The organism is Nguyenibacter vanlangensis (assembly GCF_038719015.1).
In the GTDB taxonomy this organism is placed as follows: domain Bacteria; phylum Pseudomonadota; class Alphaproteobacteria; order Acetobacterales; family Acetobacteraceae; genus Gluconacetobacter; species Gluconacetobacter vanlangensis.
On sequence record NZ_CP152276.1, the window covers coordinates 4398311 to 4421800 of the forward strand.

The 23490-nt window shown below is 64.9% G+C and carries 20 protein-coding genes and 1 pseudogene; 10 read left to right on the top strand and 11 right to left on the bottom strand.

Features of this window, described 5'->3' with window-relative positions; genetic code table 11:
* Positions 1-12: 12 nt before the first annotated feature.
* Positions 13-234: a dodecin gene (locus tag AAC691_RS20540; RefSeq protein WP_342628277.1), complete on the top strand. Its 222-nt coding sequence runs from the start codon at positions 13-15 to the stop codon at positions 232-234.
* A gap of 47 nt (positions 235-281) precedes the next feature.
* Here AAC691_RS20540 and AAC691_RS20545 read toward each other — a convergent pair whose 3' ends face one another.
* From AAC691_RS20545 to carA, 4 genes are all read right to left on the bottom strand, one after another.
* The gene (locus AAC691_RS20545) at positions 282-1478 is read right to left on the bottom strand and encodes a threonine ammonia-lyase (RefSeq protein ID WP_342628278.1); all 1197 of its coding nucleotides are present in this window, start codon (positions 1476-1478) and stop codon (positions 282-284) included.
* Between the two features lie 10 nt (positions 1479-1488).
* On the bottom strand, positions 1489-1962 hold the full coding sequence (gene greA, locus AAC691_RS20550; RefSeq protein ID WP_176641020.1) for a transcription elongation factor GreA: 474 nt from the start codon (positions 1960-1962) through the stop codon (positions 1489-1491).
* Positions 1963-2096: 134 nt separating this feature from the next.
* Positions 2097-5351 (bottom strand): carbamoyl-phosphate synthase large subunit, encoded by a 3255-nt coding sequence (carB, locus tag AAC691_RS20555; protein ID WP_342628279.1) that lies wholly within the window; start codon positions 5349-5351, stop codon positions 2097-2099.
* A 13-nt stretch (positions 5352-5364) separates the two neighbouring features.
* A complete protein-coding gene (gene carA, locus AAC691_RS20560) occupies positions 5365-6789 on the bottom strand; it encodes a glutamine-hydrolyzing carbamoyl-phosphate synthase small subunit (protein WP_342628280.1) in 1425 nt (474 codons plus the stop codon).
* Between the two features lie 149 nt (positions 6790-6938).
* Here carA and AAC691_RS20565 point away from each other — a divergent pair, with 149 nt between their 5' ends.
* The 4 genes from AAC691_RS20565 to AAC691_RS20580 all read left to right on the top strand — a co-directional run bounded on the left by AAC691_RS20565 (position 6939) and on the right by AAC691_RS20580 (position 12118).
* On the top strand, positions 6939-7397 hold the full coding sequence (locus tag AAC691_RS20565; RefSeq protein WP_323990439.1) for a GatB/YqeY domain-containing protein: 459 nt from the start codon (positions 6939-6941) through the stop codon (positions 7395-7397).
* A gap of 4 nt (positions 7398-7401) precedes the next feature.
* Positions 7402-9276 carry a DNA primase gene (gene dnaG / locus AAC691_RS20570; RefSeq protein ID WP_342628281.1) on the top strand — a complete coding sequence of 625 codons (1875 nt, stop codon included), beginning with the start codon at positions 7402-7404 and terminating at the stop codon, positions 9274-9276.
* A gap of 301 nt (positions 9277-9577) precedes the next feature.
* Positions 9578-11530: an RNA polymerase sigma factor RpoD gene (gene rpoD / locus AAC691_RS20575; protein ID WP_323990441.1), complete on the top strand. Its 1953-nt coding sequence runs from the start codon at positions 9578-9580 to the stop codon at positions 11528-11530.
* A gap of 12 nt (positions 11531-11542) precedes the next feature.
* Complete coding sequence (locus tag AAC691_RS20580) at positions 11543-12118, top strand: GNAT family N-acetyltransferase (RefSeq protein WP_342628282.1); 576 nt, start codon at positions 11543-11545, stop codon at positions 12116-12118.
* Between the two features lie 81 nt (positions 12119-12199).
* Here the strand turns inward: AAC691_RS20580 and AAC691_RS20585 are convergent.
* Positions 12200-12262 (bottom strand): annotated as a pseudogene (locus AAC691_RS20585) (type II toxin-antitoxin system Phd/YefM family antitoxin); the annotation flags it as partial.
* A 462-nt stretch (positions 12263-12724) separates the two neighbouring features.
* Here AAC691_RS20585 and rpsF point away from each other — a divergent pair.
* The 4 genes from rpsF to AAC691_RS20605 all read left to right on the top strand — a co-directional run bounded on the left by rpsF (position 12725) and on the right by AAC691_RS20605 (position 15526).
* On the top strand, positions 12725-13198 hold the full coding sequence (gene rpsF / locus AAC691_RS20590) for a 30S ribosomal protein S6 (RefSeq protein WP_176638875.1): 474 nt from the start codon (positions 12725-12727) through the stop codon (positions 13196-13198).
* 5 nt (positions 13199-13203) lie between these two features.
* Positions 13204-13479, top strand: a complete 276-nt coding sequence (gene rpsR / locus AAC691_RS20595) for a 30S ribosomal protein S18 (RefSeq protein ID WP_114726487.1) — start codon at positions 13204-13206, stop codon at positions 13477-13479.
* Between the two features lie 12 nt (positions 13480-13491).
* Positions 13492-14061, top strand: a complete 570-nt coding sequence (gene rplI, locus AAC691_RS20600) for a 50S ribosomal protein L9 (protein ID WP_176638874.1) — start codon at positions 13492-13494, stop codon at positions 14059-14061.
* A gap of 175 nt (positions 14062-14236) precedes the next feature.
* Positions 14237-15526: a cyclopropane-fatty-acyl-phospholipid synthase family protein gene (locus AAC691_RS20605; protein WP_342628283.1), complete on the top strand. Its 1290-nt coding sequence runs from the start codon at positions 14237-14239 to the stop codon at positions 15524-15526.
* Positions 15527-15559: 33 nt separating this feature from the next.
* Here the strand turns inward: AAC691_RS20605 and AAC691_RS20610 are convergent, their stop codons facing one another.
* A complete protein-coding gene (locus AAC691_RS20610) occupies positions 15560-15721 on the bottom strand; it encodes a hypothetical protein (protein ID WP_342628284.1) in 162 nt (53 codons plus the stop codon).
* Positions 15718-15948 (bottom strand): hypothetical protein, encoded by a 231-nt coding sequence (locus tag AAC691_RS20615; RefSeq protein ID WP_342628285.1) that lies wholly within the window; start codon positions 15946-15948, stop codon positions 15718-15720. The genes AAC691_RS20610 and AAC691_RS20615 overlap by 4 nt, the downstream gene beginning before the upstream one ends.
* Before the next feature lie 584 nt (positions 15949-16532).
* On the opposite strand from AAC691_RS20615, the gene AAC691_RS20620 reads away from it, so the two are divergent.
* Positions 16533-17417: a hypothetical protein gene (locus tag AAC691_RS20620; RefSeq protein ID WP_342628286.1), complete on the top strand. Its 885-nt coding sequence runs from the start codon at positions 16533-16535 to the stop codon at positions 17415-17417.
* Positions 17418-17881: 464 nt separating this feature from the next.
* On the opposite strand, the gene AAC691_RS20625 is transcribed toward AAC691_RS20620, so the two are convergent.
* The 4 genes from AAC691_RS20625 to AAC691_RS20640 all read right to left on the bottom strand — a co-directional run bounded on the left by AAC691_RS20625 (position 17882) and on the right by AAC691_RS20640 (position 23461).
* Complete coding sequence (locus AAC691_RS20625) at positions 17882-20317, bottom strand: TonB-dependent receptor (protein ID WP_342628287.1); 2436 nt, start codon at positions 20315-20317, stop codon at positions 17882-17884.
* 222 nt (positions 20318-20539) lie between these two features.
* A complete protein-coding gene (locus tag AAC691_RS20630) occupies positions 20540-21682 on the bottom strand; it encodes a M20 family metallopeptidase (protein ID WP_342628288.1) in 1143 nt (380 codons plus the stop codon).
* A gap of 5 nt (positions 21683-21687) precedes the next feature.
* Positions 21688-22452: a glutamine amidotransferase gene (locus AAC691_RS20635; RefSeq protein WP_342628289.1), complete on the bottom strand. Its 765-nt coding sequence runs from the start codon at positions 22450-22452 to the stop codon at positions 21688-21690.
* 13 nt (positions 22453-22465) lie between these two features.
* Positions 22466-23461, bottom strand: coding sequence for a phosphotriesterase-related protein (locus tag AAC691_RS20640; protein ID WP_342628290.1), 996 nt, complete (start codon positions 23459-23461; stop codon positions 22466-22468).
* Between the last annotated feature and the right edge of the window lie 29 nt (positions 23462-23490).

Here is a 23490-nt window from a genome sequence, read left to right on the forward strand (position 1 = left end):
AGGAGAAGAACAATGTCCGGACATACCTACAAGGTCGTCGAACTGGTCGGCTCGTCCCCCGAATCGATCGAGGCCGCGATCGCGGGCGGCCTGGCCCGCGCGGCCGACAGCCTGCACGCCATCCGCTGGTTCGAGGTCATCAGCACGCGCGGCCACGTCGTCGACGGCCGCGTCAGCCACTACCAGGTCACGCTCAAGGTCGGATTCACCCTCGACGAACACCACACCGCCTGACGACCGGCGGCCGGAGGGCGGCGGGGACCGCAAAGCCCCGCCCCCCCCTAAACCCGCCGCACGATATAGGTCTTGGCCAGTTCGCCCATGATCTCCTGCGCGTGCGCCGGGTCGCGCGCCTCGATCATCACTTCCAGTTCCGCCGCCTGCACGCTCGGCACGGTGAACAGCCGCTGGTGCGACACTTCCAGGATATTGCCCCCGGCATCGCCGATCGTGCGCGAAATATCGGCCAAAATGCCCGGCCGATCCGGAATCTCCATCTTCAGGCACAGCAGCCGCCCGTCGCGCAGCAGCGAGCGCAGCAGCGTATTGGCCAGGATGCGGCTGTCGATATTGCCCCCCGTCACCGGCAGCGCCACCCGCCTGCCGCGAAACAGCTCCGGATAGGTCAGTATCGCCGCCAGCGCGCTGGCCCCGGCCCCCTCGCTGACCTGCTTGGCTCCTTCGGCCATCAGGGTGATCGCGTCCTCCACCGCGCGCTCCGGCACCACCAGCACGCGGCCGACATGCTCGCGGATGACCGACAGCGGCTTGCGCCCGATCTGCAGCACCGCGATGCCCTCGGCGATCGTGGCCCCGCCCGGCGGCATGATCTCGTCGCCCGGAAATGCGGACAGCGAGGAATAGCTCTCCACCTGCACGCCGATCACGTCCATCTCCGGCCGCAGCGCGCGCGCCACCACCGCAGCACCCGCCAGCAGCCCGCCGCCGCCGATCGGCGCCACCAGCATGTCCAGCGCCCCCGCATCCTCCAGCAGTTCCAGGGCGAAGGTCCCCTGGCCCGCCATCACCGCCGCATCGTCATAGGGCGGGACGAAGACACGCCCCTCGCGCCGGCACAGCGCATCGGCATGCGCGGTCGCCTCGGCGAAATTCGTCCCTTCCAGCACCACGCGCGCGCCCCAGGCCGCGGTGCGCGTCACCTTGGCCGCCGGGGTGAAGCGCGGCATCACGATCACCGCGTCGATCCCCAGCAGGGCGGCATGCCGCGCCACGCCCTGCGCATGGTTGCCGGCCGAAACCGTAATCACCCCGCGTGCCCGCTCCTCGGCCGTCAGCAGCGCCAGCTTGTTCGCCGCACCCCGCTCCTTGAACGAGCCGACCGCCTGCAGATTCTCCAGCTTCAGCACGATCTCGGCGCCCGTCGCCTTCGACAGGGCGTGCGACGGCACGGTGGGCGTGCGCAGCACGCGCCCCTCGATCCGCGCGGCGGCGGCCCGGACGTCATCCAGGGTGATCATCGCCGTCGCCTCAGCGATAGGTAACGGCCAGGATCTCGTACGTCCGGTCGCCGCCCGGGGCGGGAACCGACACCGAATCCCCGATCCGCTTGCCGATCAGCGACTTGGCCAGCGGCGAGGAAACCGACAGCAGCCCCGCCTTGATGTCGGCCTCATGCACGCCGACGATCTGATAGGTCGCTTCCTTGTCCGTTTCCTCATCCACCAGGCTGACCTTCGCGCCGAACATCACCTGGTCGCCCGACAGGCTCGCCGGGTTGATCACCAAGGCCGACGAGACGATCTCCTCCAGTTCCTGGATCCGCCCCTCGATAAAGGACTGGCGTTCCCGCGCGGCATGGTATTCGGCATTTTCCGACAGGTCGCCATGGCTGCGGGCTTCGGCGATGGCGCGGATGACGGCCGGCCGTTCCTCGCTCTTCAGCTTGCGAAGTTCGTCTTCCAGCCGCTGCAGGCCATTGGCCGTCATCGGAAATTTCTGCAAGGCAAGTCCCCAGGATGAAGGTCAGTCGCGCGACTGACGTCAAAGATTGCGACACAAGCGCCGCCAAGACCGAACACGCCGGGTGCCGGGGCCCGACAGGGTCGGCCCCGGCACCCGGCGTAGGTGCAGTGCGCTCAGAACGATCCGCTAAAGTAGGATTGAAGCGGCGCGACTTCAAGCGGTCCTTCCCGCATCGCCGCGATCGCATGGGTCGCGGCGCGCGCCCCGGCCATGGTGGTGAAGTGCGGAATCCCCAATGTCAGGGCCGAACGGCGGATGTCGAAACTATCGGCCACCGACTGCGCGCCCTGCGCGGTGTTGATCACCATCTGCACGTCGCCCGACCGGATGGCGTCCACGCAGTTCGGCCGTCCTTCCAGCACTTTGTTCACCACCTCGACGGCGATCCCGGCCTCGCGCAGGCGCTGCGCCGTGCCGCGGGTGGCCAGGATGGTAAAGCCCATGTCCACCAGCCGCCGCGCCAGCGCCGGCACCGCCGGCTTGTCGCTGCCGCGCACCGACAGGAACACCACCCCCGACAGCGGCAGCCGCACGCCCGCCGCAAGCTGCGACTTGGCGAAGGCCCGCTCGAACGAGGCATCCAGCCCCATCACCTCGCCGGTCGAGCGCATTTCCGGCCCCAGGATCGTGTCCACGTTCGGAAAGCGGTTGAACGGGAATACCGCCTCCTTCACCGCCACATGCGGCGCCACCGCCCGGTCGTCCAGGCGGAATTCGGCCAGCTTCGCCCCCGCCATGACCCGCGCGCCGATCTTGGCCACCGGCACGCCGGTCGCCTTGGCCACGAACGGCACGGTGCGCGACGCCCGGGGATTGACCTCCAGCACGAAGATGTCCTGGTCCTTGATCGCGTACTGCACGTTCATCAGCCCGACGATGCCCAGCTCGCGGGCCATCGCCTCGGTCTGTTCCTTCAGTTCGCTGACGACGGCCGGCGACAGCGTATAGGGCGGCAGCGAGCACGCGCTGTCCCCCGAATGGATGCCCGCCTCCTCGATATGCTCCATCACCCCGGCGACATAGACGTCGTGCCCGTCGGCGATGCAGTCCACGTCGGCCTCGATCGCATCGTTCAGGTAGCGGTCGATCAGCACCGGCCCCGACGCGACGTCCTGGCCCGCAAGCTGCAGCGCCACGCGCATATAGCGTTGCAGGCTGGCCCGGTCATGGACGATCTCCATCGCCCGCCCGCCCAGCACATAGGACGGGCGGACGACGACCGGATAGCCGATGCGCTCGGCCACCGCCTCGGCCTCGGCCGGCGAGCGGGCGATGCCGTTGGCCGGCTGGCGCAGTCCCAGCCGGTGCAGCAGCGTCTGGAAGCGCTCGCGGTCCTCGGCGCGGTCGATGGCGTCGGCCGGCGTGCCCAGCAGCGCGATCCCCGCCGCCTCCAGCGCCCGCGACAGTTTCAGCGGCGTCTGCCCGCCATATTGCACGATGCAGCCCAGGACCTCGCCCTGCTCCTGCTCGCGGCGGATCAGCCCGATCACGTCCTCGGCCGTCAGCGGCTCGAAATACAGCCGGTCCGAGGTGTCGTAATCGGTCGACACGGTCTCCGGGTTGCAATTGACCATGATGGTCTCGAACCCGGCCTCGCGCAGCGCATAGGCCGCATGGACGCAGCAATAATCGAACTCGATCCCCTGGCCGATGCGGTTCGGCCCGCCGCCCAGGATCACGATCTTGCGGCGGCCGGTGGGGCGGCTTTCGCATTCCGGCACCCCGAACCCGCCTTCATAGGTCGAGTACATGTAAGGCGTGGCCGAGGCGAACTCGCCCGCGCAGGTATCGATCCGCTTATAGACCGGCGCCACCGCCAGACGCGCGCGCAGGGCGGCGATCTCATGCGCCTCGGTGCCCGACAGCCGGCCAAGCTGCACGTCCGAAAACCCCATCGCCTTCAGCCGGCGCAGCCCCTGCGCGTCGCGCGGCAGCCCGTCTTGCACCACGGCGTGCTCGGCAGCGACGATCTTCTGCAATTCGCGCAGGAACCACGGCTCGAAACGGCACGCGGCATGGATCTCCTCGACGCTCAGCCCGGCGCGCAGCGCCTGGGCCGCCATCAGGATCCGCTCGGGGCGCGGCTGCGACAGCGCCGCACGGAACGCATCCGGCCCGCCATCGCCCGGCACCTCCACCGGGTCCAGCCCGGCCAGCCCGGTTTCCATCGAGCGCAGGCCCTTCTGCAGCGCCTCGGCGAAGGACCGGCCGATCGCCATCGCCTCGCCGACCGACTTCATGCTGGTCGACAGCAGGGCAGGGGTGCCGGGGAATTTCTCGAAGGTGAAGCGCGGGATCTTCACCACCACGTAATCGATCGTCGGCTCGAACGAGGCCGGGGTCGAGCCGGTGATGTCGTTGGCCAACTCGTCCAGCGTGTAGCCCACGGCCAGCTTGGCCGCGACCTTGGCGATCGGAAAGCCCGTCGCCTTCGACGCCAGCGCCGATGAGCGCGAGACGCGCGGATTCATCTCGATCACCACCATGCGCCCGTCGGCCGGGTTCACGCCGAACTGCACGTTCGACCCGCCGGTATCCACGCCGATCGCCCGCAGGCAGGCCAGCGAGGCATCGCGCATCCGCTGATATTCCTTGTCCGTCAGCGTCAGCGCCGGCGCCACGGTGATGGAATCGCCGGTATGCACGCCCATCGGGTCGATATTCTCGATCGAGCAGACGATGATGCAATTGTCCGCGCTGTCGCGGACGACCTCCATCTCGTATTCCTTCCACCCCAGCACCGATTCCTCGATCAGCACTTCGGTGGTGGGCGACGCATCCAGGCCCGAGGCCACGATCTGGTCGAATTCCTCGCGGTTATAGGCGATGCCGCCGCCCGATCCGCCCATGGTGAAGGACGGCCGGATCACCGCCGGCAGCCCCACGTCCTCCAGCGCGGCGCGCGCCTCCTCCAGCGTGTGGGCGATCGTGCTGCGCGGGCTCTCGATGCCGATCGCATCCATCGCCTCGCGGAATTTCTGCCGGTCCTCGGCGCGGTCGATCACCTCGGCATCCGCGCCGATCAGCTCCACGCCGTGCTTCTTCAGGAAACCCGACTTGTCCAACGCCATCGCGGTGTTCAGCGCGGTCTGCCCGCCCATGGTCGGCAGCACGGCATCCGGCTTCTCGCGCAGGATGATCCGCTCGACGAATTCCGGGGTGATCGGCTCGATATAGGTCGCATCCGCCAGCCCCGGATCGGTCATGATCGTGGCGGGGTTGGAATTGACCAGGATCACCCGGTACCCTTCCTCGCGCAGCGCCTTGCAGGCCTGCGCGCCGGAATAGTCGAACTCGCAGGCCTGGCCGATGACGATCGGGCCGGCGCCGATGATCAGGATCGAGCGGATATCTGTCCGTTTGGGCATGGGGCGCGGGCTTTCAGACGGTCTGGTTGCTGCGGTCGATCAGGGCGACGAACCGGTCGAACAGATAATGGCTGTCCGACGGGCCGGGGCTCGCCTCGGGATGGTACTGGACCGAGAAGGCCGGATAGCGGTCGGACGCGATCCCCTCGTTCGATCCGTCGAACAGGCTGGTATGGGTCACCCGCACATCCGCCGGCAGGCTGGCCTCGTCCACGGCGAAGCCATGGTTCTGGCTGGTGATCTCCACCTTCCCGGTCGTCAGGTCCTTCACCGGCTGGTTGGCGCCCCGATGGCCGCGCGCCAGCTTATAGGTCCGCGCCCCCAGCGCCTGCGCCAGCAACTGGTGCCCCAGGCAGATGCCGAAGACCGGCTTGCCGGCCGCCAGCACGCCCCGGATCGCCGGCACCGCGTATTCCGCCGTCGCCGCCGGGTCCCCCGGACCGTTGGACAGGAACACGCCCTCCGGCCCATGGGCCAGGATCTCTTCCGCCGTCGCCGTCGCCGGCACCACGGTCACGTCGCAGCCCGCGCTGGTCAGGCAGCGCAGGATATTGCGCTTGGCCCCGTAATCCACCGCCACCACGCGCCGCCGCGCGGCCGGGGGGCTGGGCGCATCGCTGCCCGATGGCCAGTGCCACACCCCGTCCCGCCAGGCATAGGCTTCGCCGCAGGTCACCTCTCGCGCCAGGTCCATGCCCTCCAGCCCCGGCCAGGCGGCGGCCCGGGCGCGCAGCGCCGCCAGGTCGAACGCGCCGTCGGCCGGATAGGCCAGGATCGCGGTCTGCGGCCCGCCATCGCGGATGCGCCGGGTGATCGCCCGCGTATCGACGCCGCAGATGCCCGGCACGCCCCGTTCGGCCAGCCAGGCATCCAGCCCCTCGGCCGCGCGCCAGTTCGCCGGCTCGGTCAGGTCCTGCTTGACGACCAGCCCGCGCGCCGCCACCCGCGCGGCCTCGTCATCCTCCGGATTGGCGCCGACATTGCCGATATGCGGAAAGGTGAAGGTGATGATCTGCCCCGCGAAGGACGGATCGGTCAGCGTCTCCTGATAGCCGGTCAAGCCGGTCGAAAAGCACAGCTCGCCGATCGCCGCCCCGTCAGGGGTCGTCTGCGCGCCGAAGCCGCGGCCCCACAGGCTGGTCCCGTCGGCCAGCACCAGCACGGCGGTGGCGCCGTCGGGCGGGGTGTCCGCGCAAACCACGGCTGGGGTGGGAACCTGGGGCTGGGGCATCGTGGTCTCCGCTGGGTCGGACGCGCGGTCCGGTTGCAGGTCTGCAAGGCTCAGGCCGGCATGGCGCAGGATCACCGGCCAGTGCTTGGCCGGGATCGCGCGGGCCTGCCGCCATTTGCGGATGGCCTCGGTCCCGACACCGGTCAGGCGCGCGGCATTGTCCGCGCCGCCCAGACGTTCAATGATGCTTTGGATCGTCATCGGCATGGAGAATTCTTCCTTCCGGGATTATCTCCTACCAGCCTCTCCACCCCCTGGGAAGAAAATTCCCACGCGAATCGATATCCCTGGGGTGGGAAATTTTTTCCGGGCGGCCCGGGTTCGGCCGCCCCCGACCAGGTAAGGAAGACAGGATCATGTCCCTGCGCGCGCGCCTCAACGAAGACCTCAAGACGGCGATGAAGGCCGGCCAGTCCGCGCGGGTCGCCACGCTGCGCATGGTCGCGGCCAGGCTGAAGGACGCCGACATCGCCGCCCGCGTCCGCGGCGTCGGACAGGTCGGCGACGACGAGGCAACCGCGCTGCTGCGCGGCATGATCAAGTCGCGCACCGAATCGGCCGCGCTGTACCGCCAGGGCAACCGCCCCGAACTGGCCGAGAAGGAAGAGTCCGAGATCGAGACGATCCGCGCCTACCTGCCCGCCGAACTCGACGGCGCGGCGCTCGACGCCGCGATCCGCGACGCGATCGCCGCCACCGGCGCCGGCTCGATGCGGGACATGGGCAAGGTGATGGCCGAACTCAAAGCCCGCTTCGGCGCGGCGCTCGATCCCGCCCGCGCCGGCGCCGCGGTCAAGTCGCTGCTGTCCGCCTGACCGCGTGGCCCTCGACCCCGCCTTCCTGGACGAGCTGCGCGCCCGCACGCCGATCGCCTCGGTGATCGGCCGGCGGACCAAACTCGTCCGCTCCGGGCGGAACTGGAAGGCCTGCTGCCCCTTCCACGGCGAGAAGACGCCCTCCTTCTACGTCTATGACGACCATTTCCATTGCTTCGGCTGCGGCGCGCATGGCGACGTGATCTCGTTCGTGATGCAGTCCGAGGGCCGCTCCTTCCCCGAGGCGGTGGCCGAACTCGCCGCCCAGGCGGGGCTCGACGTCCCCCGCGCCACCCCCCAGCAGCGCGAGGCCGACCAGCGCGCCCGCGACCTCACCGAGGTGCTGGACCTGGTGCAGGCCGCCTGGATGCGCCGCCTGCACGCGCCCGAGGGCCGCGCCGGGCTCGCCTATCTGCGCGGCCGCGGCCTCGCGGACGAGACGATCGCCGCCTTCGGGCTGGGCTGGTCGGGCGACGGGCGCGGCAGCCTGCTGGCCGAACTCCAGCCGCACGGCGTCACCCAGGACCTGCTGCTCCAGGCCGGCCTGATGCGGGTGGACGAGGACGGGCGGCCCAGGGGCGAACTCTTCTTCAACCGCGTCATTTTTCCCATCCGCGACCGGCGGGGCGCGCTGGTCTCCTTCGGCGGCCGCATCCTGGGCGACGGCCAGCCGAAATATCTCAACGGCCCCGAAACGGCCCTGTTCTCCAAGCGGCGCACGCTCTTCGGCCTCGACCGCGCCCGCGCCGCCATCCGCGCCCCCCGCCCGCGCGGCGCGCCGCCGGTCGAGCTGGTGGTGGCCGAGGGCTACATGGACGTCATCGCTTTGCACCAGGCCGGCTTCCCCGGCGCCGTCGCCCCGCTGGGCACCGCGCTCACGGCCGAGCAGATGGAGGCGCTATGGCAGATCGCCCCGGCGCCGATCCTGTGTTTCGACGGCGACGCGGCGGGCCAGCGCGCCGCGGTCAAGGCGGCCGAAACCGCCCTGCCGCTGCTCGACGTCAACCGCACCCTGCGCTTCTGCACCCTGCCCGAGGGCGAGGATCCGGACAGCCTGCTGCGCGCCCGCGGCGCCGGCGCGGTGGCGGCGCTGCTCGACGGCGCCAGCCCGCTCGGCCATGTCCTGTTCGACCTGCTGACCGCGGGCGTGCGCGACCCCGGCCCCGAACAGCGCGCCGCCATCCGCCGCCGCCTGACCGAAGTCGCCGCCCTGATCGGCGACAAGGCGCTGGCGGCGGAATATCGCGCGACCCTGCTGGACCGGTTCTTCGCCACCTACCGCCGCGCCAATGCCGGCCCCGGCAGGCGCGGCGGCAAGGGACCGAACGGGGGAACGCACGGCGGGCTGAACGGGGGGGCACGGATCGAGGCGCCCGCCATCCCGCCCGCCGCCCCCTTCGCCGCGGGCGACGCCGCGCAGGAACGCATGCGCATCCTCACCGCCATCCTGCTGCGCCACCCCGACATCCTGCCGGAAATCGAGGACGCCTATTGCCGGCTGGACCTGCCCCCCGTCCTGGCCCGGGTGCGCGCCGCGGTGATGGACCTCGCCGCCGGCGGCGACCTGGGCGGCGCCGAGGACCTGGCCGCCCGCCTGGACGCGGCCGGCCTGGCCGGGGACCGCGCCCTGGCGCTGGCCGCCGATCCGCTGCCGCTGGCCCTCAGCGCCGCGGATACGCTGATGGCGGTCGAGGTGCGGCAGGAATGGTGGCATTTCTACGCCCTGCTCAATGTCCGCCAGTTCGGCGAGGACGTGCGCCTCGATACCGAACGGCTCTGCGCCGGCACGCTGGACGCGAAATCCTGGGCCAGCCTGCGCACCCGCCTGCTGGCATGGGAGTCCCTGCGCCGCGGCGACACGCTGACCGAGGATGCATAAGGGGGATGCATAAGGGCCCGAGGGTCCATGCGGGGTGCATGACGGACGGAAGAACGCGCGGTTTTTCGCGTCCCGCTCCGCCGGGCCCATCCCGTCCGTCCCGGTTTGGCCCCTTGACTTCCGACCCTGAATCGACCACCTGCACCACACTGAAATTGTCAGATGCGATAGAATGGCCCTTTCGTGTCCGGTGGCTTGCATCCCGCCCAGGCGGGACGGCCGGGCGGCGAAGCAGGGCCGGCACGCCGTCGCGCGGCGTGCGACGGATGGCACGGTAGCGGGTGAGGGGACAGGGCAGGCGATGGCGACAAAGACGGCCGCGAGTACGGAAGCGACTTCTGGCGATCAGGATAACGACACAACTCTGCTGGACACGCAATCCGGAGCCGTCAAGAGGCTGATCGCCCGCGGCAAGGAACGGGGCTACATCACCTTTGACGAGCTGAACGCCGTCCTGCCGCAGGACCAGATGTCCTCCGAGCAGATCGAGGACGTGATGGCGGTCCTGTCGGAAATGGGCATCCAGGTCGTCGAGAACGAGGATAACGACGATTCCGAGGCCAACCGCGAGGAAAAGGCCGAAGAGGCCGAGGCCGAGGAGGAAGGCGGCGCCGCCGGCAACGTCGATACCGAGAGCCTGGGCCGCACCGACGACCCGGTGCGCATGTATCTGCGCGAGATGGGCTCGGTCGAGCTGCTGTCGCGCGAGGGCGAGATCGCCATCGCCAAGCGGATCGAGGCCGGCCGCGACGAGATGATCGGCGGCCTGTGCGAGAGCCCGCTGACCTTCAGCGCCATCATCTCCTGGCATGACCGCCTCAAGGCGGGCGAGATGCTGCTGCGCGACATCGTCGATCTCGAAGCCATGCAGTCCGGCGGCGCCGGCCCCGAGAGCGAGGGCGCCGAAGAGGGCGAGCCGCAGGACGAATCCGGCTTCGAGGCGGGCGCCGAGCCCGAGGACGGTGATGAGGGCGAGGGCGCCGGCCTGTCGCTCTCGGCGCTCGAGGAAAAGCTGAAGCCCGAGATCCTCGCCCGGTTCGAGGAGATCGAGGAACTCTATTCCCGCCTGCAGAAGCTGCAGTCCAAGCGTCTCGAAACCCTGACCTCGGGCGCCGAGATGTCCGACAAGTCGGAGAAATCCTACGAGAAGCTGCGCGAGGAACTGGTCGGCAAGGTGCAGCAGGTGCACCTGCACAACACGCGCATCGAAGTACTGGTCCAGCATCTCAAGGAAATCTTTCAGCGCCTGAACGGGCTGGAGGGCCGCATGCTGCGCCTGGCCGAAAGCTGCAAGGTCTCGCGTGAGGATTTCCTGATCAAGTATCGCGGCAGCGAGCTGGATCCGGGCTGGATGGACATGGTCTCCGCCCTGCCGGCCAAGGGCTGGAAGAATTTCGTGGCCCGGCACGCCGACGCGGTGCGCGACCTGCGCGCCCAGGTCGCCGCCCTGTCGCAGGAAACCGGCCTGCCGGTCGGCGAATTCCGCCGCGTCTACGCCACCGTCTCGCGCGGCGAGCGCGATTCCGCCCGCGCCAAGAAGGAGATGATCGAGGCCAATCTGCGCCTGGTCATCTCGATCGCCAAGAAATACACCAATCGCGGCCTGCAATTCCTCGACCTGATCCAAGAGGGCAATATCGGGCTGATGAAGGCGGTCGATAAGTTCGAATATCGCCGCGGCTACAAATTCTCGACCTACGCCACCTGGTGGATCCGCCAGGCGATCACCCGCTCGATCGCCGACCAGGCGCGGACGATCCGCATTCCCGTGCACATGATCGAAACGATCAACAAGCTGGTGCGCACCTCGCGCCAGATGCTGCACGAGATCGGCCGCGAGCCCGCGCCCGAGGAACTGGCCGAAAAGCTGGGCATGCCGCTGGAAAAAGTGCGCAAGGTGCTCAAGATCGCCAAGGAGCCGATCTCCCTCGAAACCCCGATCGGCGACGAGGAAGACAGCCATCTCGGCGATTTCATCGAGGACAAGTCGGCCGTCATCCCCCTGGACGCCGCGATCCAGACCAACCTGCGCGAGGCGACGACCCGCGTCCTGTCCTCGCTGACCCCGCGTGAGGAACGCGTGCTGCGCATGCGCTTCGGCATCGGCATGAACACCGACCACACGCTCGAAGAGGTCGGCCAGCAATTCAACGTCACGCGCGAACGCATCCGCCAGATCGAGGCCAAGGCGCTGCGCAAGCTCAAGCACCCCAGCCGAAGCCGCAAGCTGCGCTCGTTCCTCGACGACAACTGATCGCCCCCGCCCATGTCCGCCTCGCTCGCAGCCGGCCCGGCCACCCGGGTCGCCGTCGACGTCACCTTCCTCTGCATGGACGCGCCCCCCGCCGGGCGCGCGCCCGCGCTGCCGGACGGCTATCGCATCGACCATTACCCGGCCCCGCCCGTCGCGTTCTATCGCCGCCTCTATGACGGCGTCGGGCAGGATTATTGCTGGTGGCTGCGCCGCGCCATGCCCGACGGCGAACTGGCGGCCCTGCTGCGCGATCCCACGGTGCGGGTGAACGTGCTGTGGCACGGGCAGGAGGTCTGCGGCTTCTTCGAACTGGACTGCGCGATGCCCGACGAGGTCAACCTGGCCTATTTCGGCCTGATGCCCGGCCGGATCGGACAGGGCATCGGCCGCGCCTTCCTGCGCGCGGCCCTCGACGCCGCCTGGGCCTCGGGCCCGTCCAGCGTGCGGGTCAATACCTGCACCGCCGACCATCCCCGCGCGCTCGACACCTACCTGCAGGCCGGCTTCCGCCGCATCCGCACGATCCGCGAGATCTGGGACATCCCCGACCGGCTGGGCCTCGCCATCCCCCCCGGCCTGCGCATCTGAACAGAAAGCCGAAGACCCGTCCGCCGGACACGACCCGGCTCAGACGGCTCCGAGCCGCGCGATGATGAAGCTCTCCCCCTAGCTCGCATCATCGATCAGCCGCGACAGATGAGTCTTGGCCTCGTGAATGTTGAAGGTCCGCATGGGCCGCTCCAGACTTGACCATGTAATACCGACTGGCCGCAAGACTGACGCATGGGATCTGCCCGACAAGGGCGTTGCCCTTGACCCACCAAAGGGCAGTCGCCCTTTGGAAACCCATTCGTTATCAAATGATTGGGGTGCAGGGCCTCAGGCCCTGCCGGGTCCAGGGCAGAGCCCTGGTTACGTGTCAATCTCAAGGCGGCCTTATAGTAAACGCAGTCCACTGCGGATCGTCCTCGCAACGTCGATCATGCCGTCTCGTCGGCCGAAAACGGCACGCCACCGCCATCGGGACCGCCATCGGGGCAGTTTCCCCTTGCGATCCGCCGGGCTTTGTGCTTCACACCGCTCCTTCCCTGCCGGGGCGCGGCATCGCCCCGGCTATACCCATGCCCCGCGGGAGGGGCGCCGTCCGGACCGGGTCCGGCGCGGCCGGGTTGACCTTATCCGAAGGGAGTTCCCATGCCGTTATACGAGACCGTGTTCATCGCACGTAACGATGTGTCGCAGCAGCAGGTCGAAGCCGTCGCCGACGGGATCGCCGCCCTGCTCGAAACCGACGGCGGTGCCGTCCGCAAGCGCGAATATTGGGGCCTGCGCAGCCTGGCCTACCGCATCAAGAAGAACCGCAAGGGCCATTACATGCTCCTCGGCCTGGATGCGAAGCCGGAAACGATCAAGGAAATCGAGCGCCAGCTCAGCCTGAACGAAGACGTGATGCGGGTGCTGACCCTGCGCGTCGAGGAAATCGACGAGGCGCCGTCCGTGATCCTGTCCCGCAAGGGCGACGACCGCGAGCGCGGCTTCCGTGGTCCCAAGCCCGCCGGCCGGTTCGAGAGCGGCCGCGGCGGCCGTCGCGGCTATGACGACCGCGAGGAGTTCCGGGCCCGCAATGAGCGCGAGGATTCGCGCGATATCGACGGCGAAGCGGAGTAAGAATCATGTCCGACACCACCGAGATCAATCCCGCCGCCCGTCGCACGGCCGTCGGTGCCCGCCGTCCGTTCTACCGCCGCCGCAAATCCTGCCCGTTCTCCGGCCCCAACGCGCCGAAGATCGACTACAAGGACGTGCGCCTGCTCAGCCGCTTCCTCTCCGAGCGCGGCAAGATCGTGCCCAGCCGCATCACCGCGGTCTCGGCCAAAAAGCAGCGTGAACTGGCCCAGGCGATCAAGCGCGCCCGGTTCCTGGCACTCCTGCCCTACATCGTCGGCTAAGGGGGGAAGATCATGTCCGCAGTCGAACTGATCCTGCTCCAGCGCGTCGAAAACCTGGGGCAGATGGGCGAAGTCGTGAAGGTGAAGCCGGGCTACGCCCGCAACTTCCTGCTGCCCCAGGGCAAGGCGATCCGCGCCAACGCCGCCAACCGCGAACGTTTCGAGCGCGAGCGCATCCATCTCGAGGCCCAGAACCTCAAGCGCCGTGAAGAGGCCGAGCGCCTGTCCGAGCGCATGCACGGCCTGTCCGTCATCCTGATCCGTCAGGCCGGCGACAGCGGCAGCCTGTACGGTTCGGTCACCACCCGCGACGTTGCCGAAGCCGCCACCCAGGCCGGCCTCGGCATCACCCGCGCGCAGGTGGTCCTCGAACACCCGATCAAGCAGCTCGGCCTGTACGAGGTTCGCGTGGCCCTGCACCCCGAGGTCTCGATCCCCGTCACGGTGAACGTGGCCCGCTCGGAAGAAGAAGCCGAGCGCCAGGCCCGCGGCGAGGCCATCGGCGTCGAGGTGGAAGAACCCGCCGGCTTCGTCGAGGAAGCGCTGATCGAGGAAACGGCCGAAGCCTCCGCCGAAGCCTGATCCGCATTCCCTGCCGCGGCGCCCTGGCGCCCGGCCGGGGGGCAGGGCCCGGACGCAACCGCGTCCGGGCCTTTGTCGTTGAAAAGGCTGGTAAAGATCGCGCCAGCCGTCTTTACGGATCGCCGCGCGCCCGTCATGCTCGCTCCCAAGCCGAAAGCAGGGAGGGGAACGCGGCATGACGCCGGTCATCGACAGGATCTTTCGCAGCTTCATCGCGCATGGGCGGCTGGACGTCGTCTTTTCCGACGGCACGCGGCGCACCTATGTCGGCACGCCCGGTCCCGTCGCCGGATTGCGCATCCTCTCCCCCGCCGTCGAACGCCGCCTGATCGTCAATCCCGCCCTGGCGTTCGGCGAGGCCTATATGGACGGCCAGGTCCTTCCGCTCGACTGCTCGCTCTACGACATGCTGCACGTGCTCATGTCCAACAGCATGCATGCCGGCCATGTCGGCGAGGCCGCGGCCCGGCTGGTCCGCCACGCCAAGCGCACCTGGACGCAATTCAACCCGGCCTGGCGCGCGCGCCGCAACGTCGCCCACCATTACGACCTCAACGGCGCGCTCTACGACCTGTTTCTCGATGCCGACCGGCAATATTCCTGCGCCTATTTCCCGCGCGGCGACGAAACGCTGGAAGAGGCCCAGCGTGCCAAGAAACACCATATCGCCGCCAAGCTCCGCCTCGACCGCCCCGATCTCGAGGTGCTGGATATCGGCTGCGGCTGGGGCGGCATGGCGCTGACGCTCGCGCGCGACTACGGCGCCCGCGTCACCGGCATCACCCTGTCGCACGAACAGCTCGCCGTCGCGCGCGACCGCGCGCGGGCGGCCGGGCTGGCCGACCGGGTGCGCTTCGAACTGCTCGATTACCGCGCGGTGACGCGGCGCTTCGACCGCATCGTCTCGGTCGGCATGTTCGAACATGTCGGCATCGGCCATTACCGCCGCTTCTTCCGCGTGGTGCACGACATCCTGGCCCCCGACGGGGTCATGCTGCTGCATTCGATCGGCCGCAACGACCCGCCGGGCTCGACCAATCCCTGGCTCGACCGCTACATCTTCCCCGGCGGCTATTCCCCGGCGCTCAGCGAAACCTTCGCCGCGATCGAAAAATCGAATTTGTGGGTGACGGATTGCGAAATCCTGCGCCTGCACTACGCCAAGACGATCGCCCACTGGCGCGCCCGCTTCGCCGCCAACCGCGACAGGATCCGCGCGCTCTACGACGAGCGGTTCTGCCGGATGTTCGAATTCTACCTGGCCGGGGTGGAACTCTCCTTCCGCGTCCAGGGCCACATGAACTTCCAGCTCCAGATCACCCGCGCGATCGACGCCGTGCCCCTGACCCGCGACTACATGTTCGACGCCGAACGCACCGCCCCCGCCCGGGGCGCCGCCCCAGACCCCGCTCTAGACCCCGCCAAAGGCCGGCAGCCTTTGGAAACCGATTCGTTGATCAAGTGAATAGCCGTCACGGTCTGCACAGTCTGCACACCATCAGGACTCGCTCGTGGCGACATGGCCGCGAAGCCACGGCTGCAAATGCCCGAAATCAAACGTCCCGCCGGCATAGAGGCCGAGAATAAAATCTTCCGTTTCACCGGCGCTGGCCGTCAGCCGCGCGCCGTTGATGGCCAGGAAGGTCCAGGTCACCGTCACTCGGCCAGTTTCCGGTAGAGCGGCGCGAAGGTCTCATGGCTGGCCTGGTAGGCCGCCATGACATGGGCACGCGGACGCTGCCGTTTCCGCTTCTCAATCAGGTCGGCCAGCGCCTCATCGACCAGGGCCTGGAGCTGCCGCCCTTCGCTGCGGGCCAGATCCCGCACCGCCTGCAGGATCTGCGGATCGACCTGGGTCGCGAATTTCTCACGCTGCGGGGTGGCCATGACACCTCTCCTGTTGGGTGCCGAATTATATCAACAGATCATGATGCATCAAGAAACTCCCGCCCGGGGCGCCGCCCCGCACCCCGCCAAAGGCCGGTAGCCTTTGGAAAACCGATTCGTTAATAAAATGAAGTGGGTCGCAGCGAGCCCGGCACGCTGAGGCCCGGCATAATCTGCTGAGTCAGCAAGCGACGAGGAAAGAAATAATCGCCCCGCATTGTTCCAAAAAACCTTCAAATTTGGCGGAAGGTTCGCAACAGTAGGTGCAGCGAAAGCCGATATGCTGATCAGACAGAAATAGATCCAATAAGAGCGCGAGCGGGGCGCATATATGCTATCCTGGCAAGGGGTGGAAGGACGTGAATGGGGCCAGCAAGACAGCGGCAGCGGCAGCGGCAGCGGCTGGGGATGCGGAAGCACAATGACCGCGGGCGCACAAAGCGGCGTGCTCCACTCTCATCCGTATTATGACCAGTGCGGCTTCGGTCATCAGATGGCTCGCTGACAGTTGAGGGAATGGCGCTTTGGTGTCGTTCCGCTTTTTGCTATTCCTATAAGGATTACTGTACAAGGCTAGAATTTTCGTGAATATACTGTCAGATGCATGTGTGCTGATCTGTTTATGCTTTTACCCAACCATCTGGTTGCGGCGTTTTCCAATTGATGGCACGCGATTTTTTTTGTCGGCCACATTTTTTATTTCTTTGGTTATTGTCATTATTTGTGGCCGCACTGAAAGTTATATTTCAAATATTGAATTAACTAGATTTTGTATTGGTAATTTATTTCCCTATCTTCGGATTGGGTTTACAGAGGAGTCTATTAAAACAATAGGTGCTATCTGCTTGTTAGGCTTTCTGAAGATAAAACCGACATCTCCTGATCAGGTTAAATGTTTCCTGGGAATAGGATATTTTTTCGGTTTGATCGAAGGAATATTTCGAATGCCGGGAATAGCGACTAATAGCAGAAAATTTGTGCTATCGCAAAGTATACCATTCGATATCGACATTCACTTGGCCTTGATAATTCAAGATGCTGCAGCGGTATATATTGCCTCCTCAAGAAAAGGTGGATTAAAATATTCTGTGTTAATAATGTTTGTAACATGCCTTGAGCACTCTATATTTGACTATTTCTATGTCATGGATCCACTCCAAATTTATGCAACTATACTATATTGCATTCCGATATCTGTCATTTTTATGTGCTCCATAATTTCTTTTTATTTTCTGGGCAGCGCCAAGATTACGTCACCATGGGTGCCCGTAGCAGGCGTATTTTTTACTATATTACCTTTCTTTGCTGCTTATAAAAATTTGTCGGATTTTTTCTGTAAGCAAAACATTTATATTGCGATTTTATTCTCGTTTTTGTCGGCAATTTTTGATTTTTATACTTTATTAAACCGAAAAATTGGTATTTATGTTCAGAAATGGCACGTCGCAAGACAGGTCGACGTTGGATAATTTCTTTCGCCGCGAAGTCGCTGACGGACGCCGTAATGCCAGGCTCGGGCGTGTTCAGGTCGCCAGACTCTTCCTGTAAAGATTGTGGCCTGGAGTTGTACCGGCCTGATTCTGGTAACGACGCTTCTATTCGGCTTCGAAAACTACACGTGCCGCGTTCACACCGCTGGCCAAATGACGCCGAAAGGCGACGTCCTGTCGATCGGCGCCATTCAACCCGGCATCATTGTGGCCCGACATGCTGAAGAGGGCCAGCATGTTCGTGAGGGCGATGTTCTATTCGCGAAAGATTTGGAAGAAACGTCTACAACTGGTCCTGCTCAAGAACAAGTAGTCGCCGATCTCGAACTTAGGCCCCGGCCCCATTTTCGGGGGCCGCTTCAGTTTTTGGAGATCTCCACCTCACTTCAAATCGAGGGCATTTCAGGAGGTAAGATCAGAAGATCAGGCCGTCCGGTCACGCCTCATTCCATGGGTACACGGACGGTCATGAGAGCGGAAAAACCCGGTTCGACATAGTACGTCGGCGAACTGCCTGCGATGGTGCCGCCGAGGACGCCCGTGCTGGTCCTGGCATTGTCGCTGAACCCGTAGATGCCGGTTCTTTGCGTTGAATTGTTGATGTTGTTCAGGTTGACCTGGATCGACGGGCGATTCAGGACCGCGAATTTCGGTAGCCTGTATCCCAGGATGACGCTGTTGTTGATGTATCCGGGCATTTTTTCGTCATTCATCAATGTCGCGTATTGCGAGCTGATGTATTTCACGTTCACGCTGCCAAAGAAAGTACCGTCGTCGTAGGACAGGCCGAGGCCTGCCTGGTAATGGGGGCTGGCGACCTGAGTCTTTCCGGCGGTGCGTAGATAATCGACCTGGCCGTTGCTGTCGACGGTCCGCAGGTTGTTGTCCTGGCGCGCGTCGAGATAGGCGAAGGTAACGTAAGGTGTAAAGCGGCCCCAGAGAGGAATCGTGCCGATCTGGACATCGACGCCGCGGCTGGTCTGCCCGCCGGCATTCAATTCGCGCTGGACTTGGACGCCTTCCTGATAGGTGTTGAGCGTCAGCAGGCGGTTGGTCATGTTCATGTTGAAGAAGGAAACCGAGGCAATCAGCCGGTCGCCATTATAGCGGTAGCCGATTTCCTCCTTGATTGCGTATTGGGATTTCGGGGAATTGGCACCTGTCGTCATGGCCCCGCTGCTGACGCTATACTGTTCGGCGGTCGAACCCATGAAGGGTTGCCGGTAATCGCCTTCGGCATTGATATAGACTTGGTTGGCGCGATCGAAATTGTAGCGGGCGCCGAGGGAGGGCAGCGGGATGTTTTCGCTGATTCCCATATGGGGAGTCGAACCGGGGACGTAGTTGTCGACGCCGCGCGTCACCATCACGTCCTTGAAGCCGGCGTTGATGACCAGTCTGTCCTTCAGCAGGCGCAATGTGTCCATGATGTATGGTGAATTGAGCTGATAGTGAAGGAAATAATTGTCGTAGTAATAGAGGTGTCCGTTTGCCAGACGATAATAATTATAGCTGTGGCTGAGATCGGCAGGGTCGCCGGTTTCCTGGTTGATGAAGCCCACGGGATCCTTTTCGCGCAGATTATAATTTTCGTACCAGTAGCCCAGGGTCACGGTGTTGTGGCCGTGGGTCCAGGCGAATTTCGAGTTTATGCCGCCGATATAGGTCGGGCCGCCGAAACCGGTCGAGACGAGATATTGCTGCCCGTTCTGGGCGACGCCTCCCGTTCCCTGCGCGAGATTGACGTCCACACGCTGATTGCCGAGATAGGTCTGGCCCTGCGTGAGGGTCGTGCCGCCGGGCCCCCAGCCGAAACCGTACCAGAAATACGGAGTTGTATCCCAGGTGAGGCGGGGGCTGAGCATCACATGGATGGGCGCGAGAACCGTACCTGAATAAAACAGCGATGTCTGGTTGAGCTTGTAATAGGAACCGTCGTGGATGCCGCTATAGGTCGCATCCGGGTTGATCCAGCGATATTGCCGCCATTCCTGTTGGGTCGGATAATAGTAATATCCGTTCTTGTTGTTGTTGAAGACGGATTCGAACGCGAACGTGCTGCCGTTATTAAAGGATTTGAGCAGCTTGAAGTCGACATGCTGCTTCTTGGCGATACCGGGGCCGCGCCAGAAATCGGTCGAGGCGCTGGAGTAGGACACGAAGGCCCTGATGTCCGAGTGGCCGATTTCGCCGCTGTCAAGCCTGATGAAGCCGCGATAGGTATTGAAGGTACCGTAGGTGAAATCGACCTGGGTGCGGGCTTTTTCCGACGGGTCCTTCATCTTCGTATAGATGACGCCGCCGGTGGCCGAGGTGACGGGGTCATCGGTGGAACTGGAGCCAGGCGTGATCGAGACGCGATCCATGTTTTCACTGTCGAGCATTTCCGCCTGGAATCTGCCGGCGCCGGGAGAGAGGGTGGGCGCGCCGTCGAGGACCCAGCCCATGTCGTCGACGGTGAGGCCGCGAACCATGATGCCGTTGCTGAGAATCCCGGTCGGTTCCTGGGACATGGAATTGACGCTGGGCATCATAGAGAGAAGACCGACGACGTTCGAGGTCGGGTTCTGCTTGGCGATATAGTCCGCGCTGACGGACTGGACCGATCGGGTGTCGTCGCGCCGCTGTATCATGCCGCCACCCGAAGAGATGTGCAGGTGGGCCGCGGCGACGTTGATTTCCTCCGCCTTGACACCGTGTAGGGGGGCCGAGGCGCGTTTGGTGGGACGCGGGGGCGGTTTCATGGAAACCGTCGAGGAAGCGGGAATGCTCTCCGGAAGATGGCTGCGGCTGTCCGCATGGGCCTTGGGGCCGGCAAGGAGGCCGATGATGGGAATGACGATGGAAGAGGTCGCCAACAGCGCATTTCTGTGACTCATGGGTTGCCTCCGTGGAACGTGTTTGTCGTAGACGGGCAATGATGTCTCGAGGTCTCCGGACCTGGCTGGCGAAAGGCGGGGTTTTGAGACCAGAAGAAATAAACCGGTTTATTAATAAAATGCGGTTTGATTTCCGTCAATATATTTCGATATCGTTATAAAAAATACCGTTGGAGCGTTTTTCGGAGAAATCCTTGCGAATCCGGATATTTCGAATCCTGTCTATAATTCGGAGGTGGGGCCGAAGGCCTCGATGCAGTCGTGATAGAGGTTGGTGGCGGTCAGGAGGGCGTCGACGGGACAAAATTCGTCGGTTTGATGGGCGACGTCGGGTTCGCCCGGGCCGATGATGACTGCAGGCGCATTTCCGAAGGCTGGGGAAAGGATGGCCGCATCCGTGAAATAGGGAACGGTGGCGATTCCCCGGTCGGGAATTCCGTGCCGGGTGGCGATTGTCCGGACGGCCTGTACGAACGGGTCGTTTGGCGAAGCGACGACAGGCGGGATGTCGAGGCGCTTTTGCAGCGATATCGCATTACACAGGCATTTTCGGATCGTGTCGGCGATCCTTACATGGCTGTCCGCGCTGCCGGTGCGGGCATCGACCGTGAAGGTCGCCCTGTCGGGGACGGAATTGATGTTCAGCCCGCCTTGGAACGTTCCGATATTGATGGTCGTCTTTCCGATGATCGGATCGTCCGCGCCCAGGTCGACCGCGCGGATGCGGGCGATCGCATCCGTGGCCTTGTAGATGGCGTTCACGCCGAATTCCGGCATGGCGGCGTGAGCCGTGCGGCCTTCGGCGGTGCATTCGAACCAGGCGACGCCCTTGTGCCCCAGGACGGGATAATTGCGTGTGGATTCGCCGATCAGCAGGCCCCTGAACATGCAGTCGGCCAGCAGGGGGGAGGTTGCGAGGGCCGCCGCGCCTTCGCATCCGGTTTCCTCGCCGCCGGTCAGGATGATGGTGACGTCGGGACAATGGCCGGTGTTCGCATGGTGGCGGGCGCATGCGGACATGAAGGCGGCGATTCCGCCCTTCATGTCCGAACTACCGCGCCCATAGACGCGCCCGTCGACGCATTCACCCGAAAAGGGCGGGTAGGTCCACGCCTTGCCGCCCAGAGGAACGGTATCGAGGTGGCCGGAGAAGCCGAGAGTCCCCCCCGGCCGCCGGCCAGGGGGGTGGGCGATGAGATTGACCCGGCGTTCACCGAAACCGATGACCGTAACCGCGAACCCGATGGCGTCGAGAATGCCGGCGCAGAATTGCGCGCAGGCCACCTCGTCGCCGGGTGGATTCAGGCTGGGAATTCGGATCAGGTCCTGGAGAAGCACGACGGGGTCGGTGTGTTGCCTGGTCATGGGGGTCAGGTCCGTGTCGTCAGCCAGTCGAGGCAGTTCAGCCAGAGTGTCCTGTAACCGGGCCATGCCAGGTAGTCGTCCGGCATCCAGTGGACGGACATGTCGCTGGTCCAGACGAGCGAGCGGCCGCGACCCAGGTCCCGCACGGCGATGAGGGGATGGCTGTCTTCGCCCACCGTGGCGACGAGCGTCGCGTCGGGGTGAAGCGTGACCTCGTTGTAGCCGAGAAGGGGCGGCCACGTCCCGGGCAGGCCGGCGACGACGGGATGGGCGGCATCGACGACGCTGACGGGACTACCCTCGGGCGTTTCCTGCCGGTCGTCATAGGGCAGGCAGGCGACGGGAAGGAGCCGTTCGATCGGCGTGTTGCGGTAGCGTGCCTGCCCGTTGACGCCCTGGAAGCTGAGATAACCCCCGACCATCATGATGCCGCCGCCGTTCTTCACATATTCGACGATGACCTTCAGCCGGTTGGGAAAGGCCTTGCTGTGCAGCCATGTGTCCGGATGGATCAGCAGGGTGTTGGCGCCGATGTCGGAGAGGATGATGGCGGCGTACTGAGAGAGATCCTCGACCGCCGCCGGAAACTGGCTCTGCGCCACCTCCGAGGGCATGTGCGTGACGTCGTAGGACGTGTCGCGCATAGCGTTGAGGAAGTTGACGGCACCACTATGCGCGGTGGTGGTGAAGAACTGGTCAAATCCCTTGGCGTGGCTGGCGGAACTGATCCACGATTCGCCGACGAGAAGGATCTTCTTTTTTTCCAACACGGAATTTTCTCTTTCAGAGTTGTTGTCCGCCGCACATGGCTTGCCTGGGATTCGCGACGAGGAGCTGTTCGATGTCGCGGTCCCCCAGCCCGAGGCGTTTCAGGCGGGGAACGAAATGACGCAGGATGTATCCGTAACCATGCCCTCCGTAGCGGGTGAGCATGCTCTTGAGGAATACGTCGTGCGAGACGAGGACTTTCCTTCCGTATCCTCGTTCGAAAAGTTGGACGATAGCCTTGGCGTTTTCGTCGTCGGAGGGGCACTGGGCGTCTTCCTCCGGATAATAATAGGACATGGAGATCATGTCGTATTCGAGGTAGGCGCCGCGCTCGGCCAGGCTGTGCTGGTAGCCCGGGTCGGAAAGGCTGGGGTTCATGTGGCAGAGGATCACGTGATTGAGGTCCGCGCCCTGTTCTTCTGCGATGTCGAGCATGTCGTGGGCGACGCGCCGCCAGGCGGGAAGATGGATCGAAAGGGGGACCGAGGTCTCGGCCGAGGCAATCGCGGCGGCGCGCAGGACTTTTTCCTCGTCCTTCGTCATGGTGGAGGAGATGCCGATCTCCCCGACGATGCCGGCCACGATGTCCGGCCTGTCCGCCGTGCCGCCGACATCGCGGATGATGCGTCGGGCAAGCTGGTCGGCGCTTTCCGGACCCACATAGTCGGGATGGGACGGCTGGAGATAATATCCGGCGCCCATGACGATGTTCAGCCCGGTTCGCCGGGCAATGTCGCGCAGGGTCGCGGGAGCGCGGCCGATGCCGACATTGGTCGGGTCGATCACAGTGCGGCCGCCGAGCGCACCGAATTTCTTCAGTTCCTCGACCGCGAGGTCGGCGCTGTCGAGCATGCAGTTGTCGCGGTTGCCCAGCGGGTTCATCGCGATTTCGCCCAGCATGTCCATCGCCAGCGGCCGCATCGCCCACGAGTGGTGGCAGGCACAGGAGGGCGCGACCCATTTCTTCGAGGCGTCGAGCATGATGTGTTCATGCATCAGGGTGATGCCCATCTGGTCGGGCGCGATGGGGCCGTTGACGG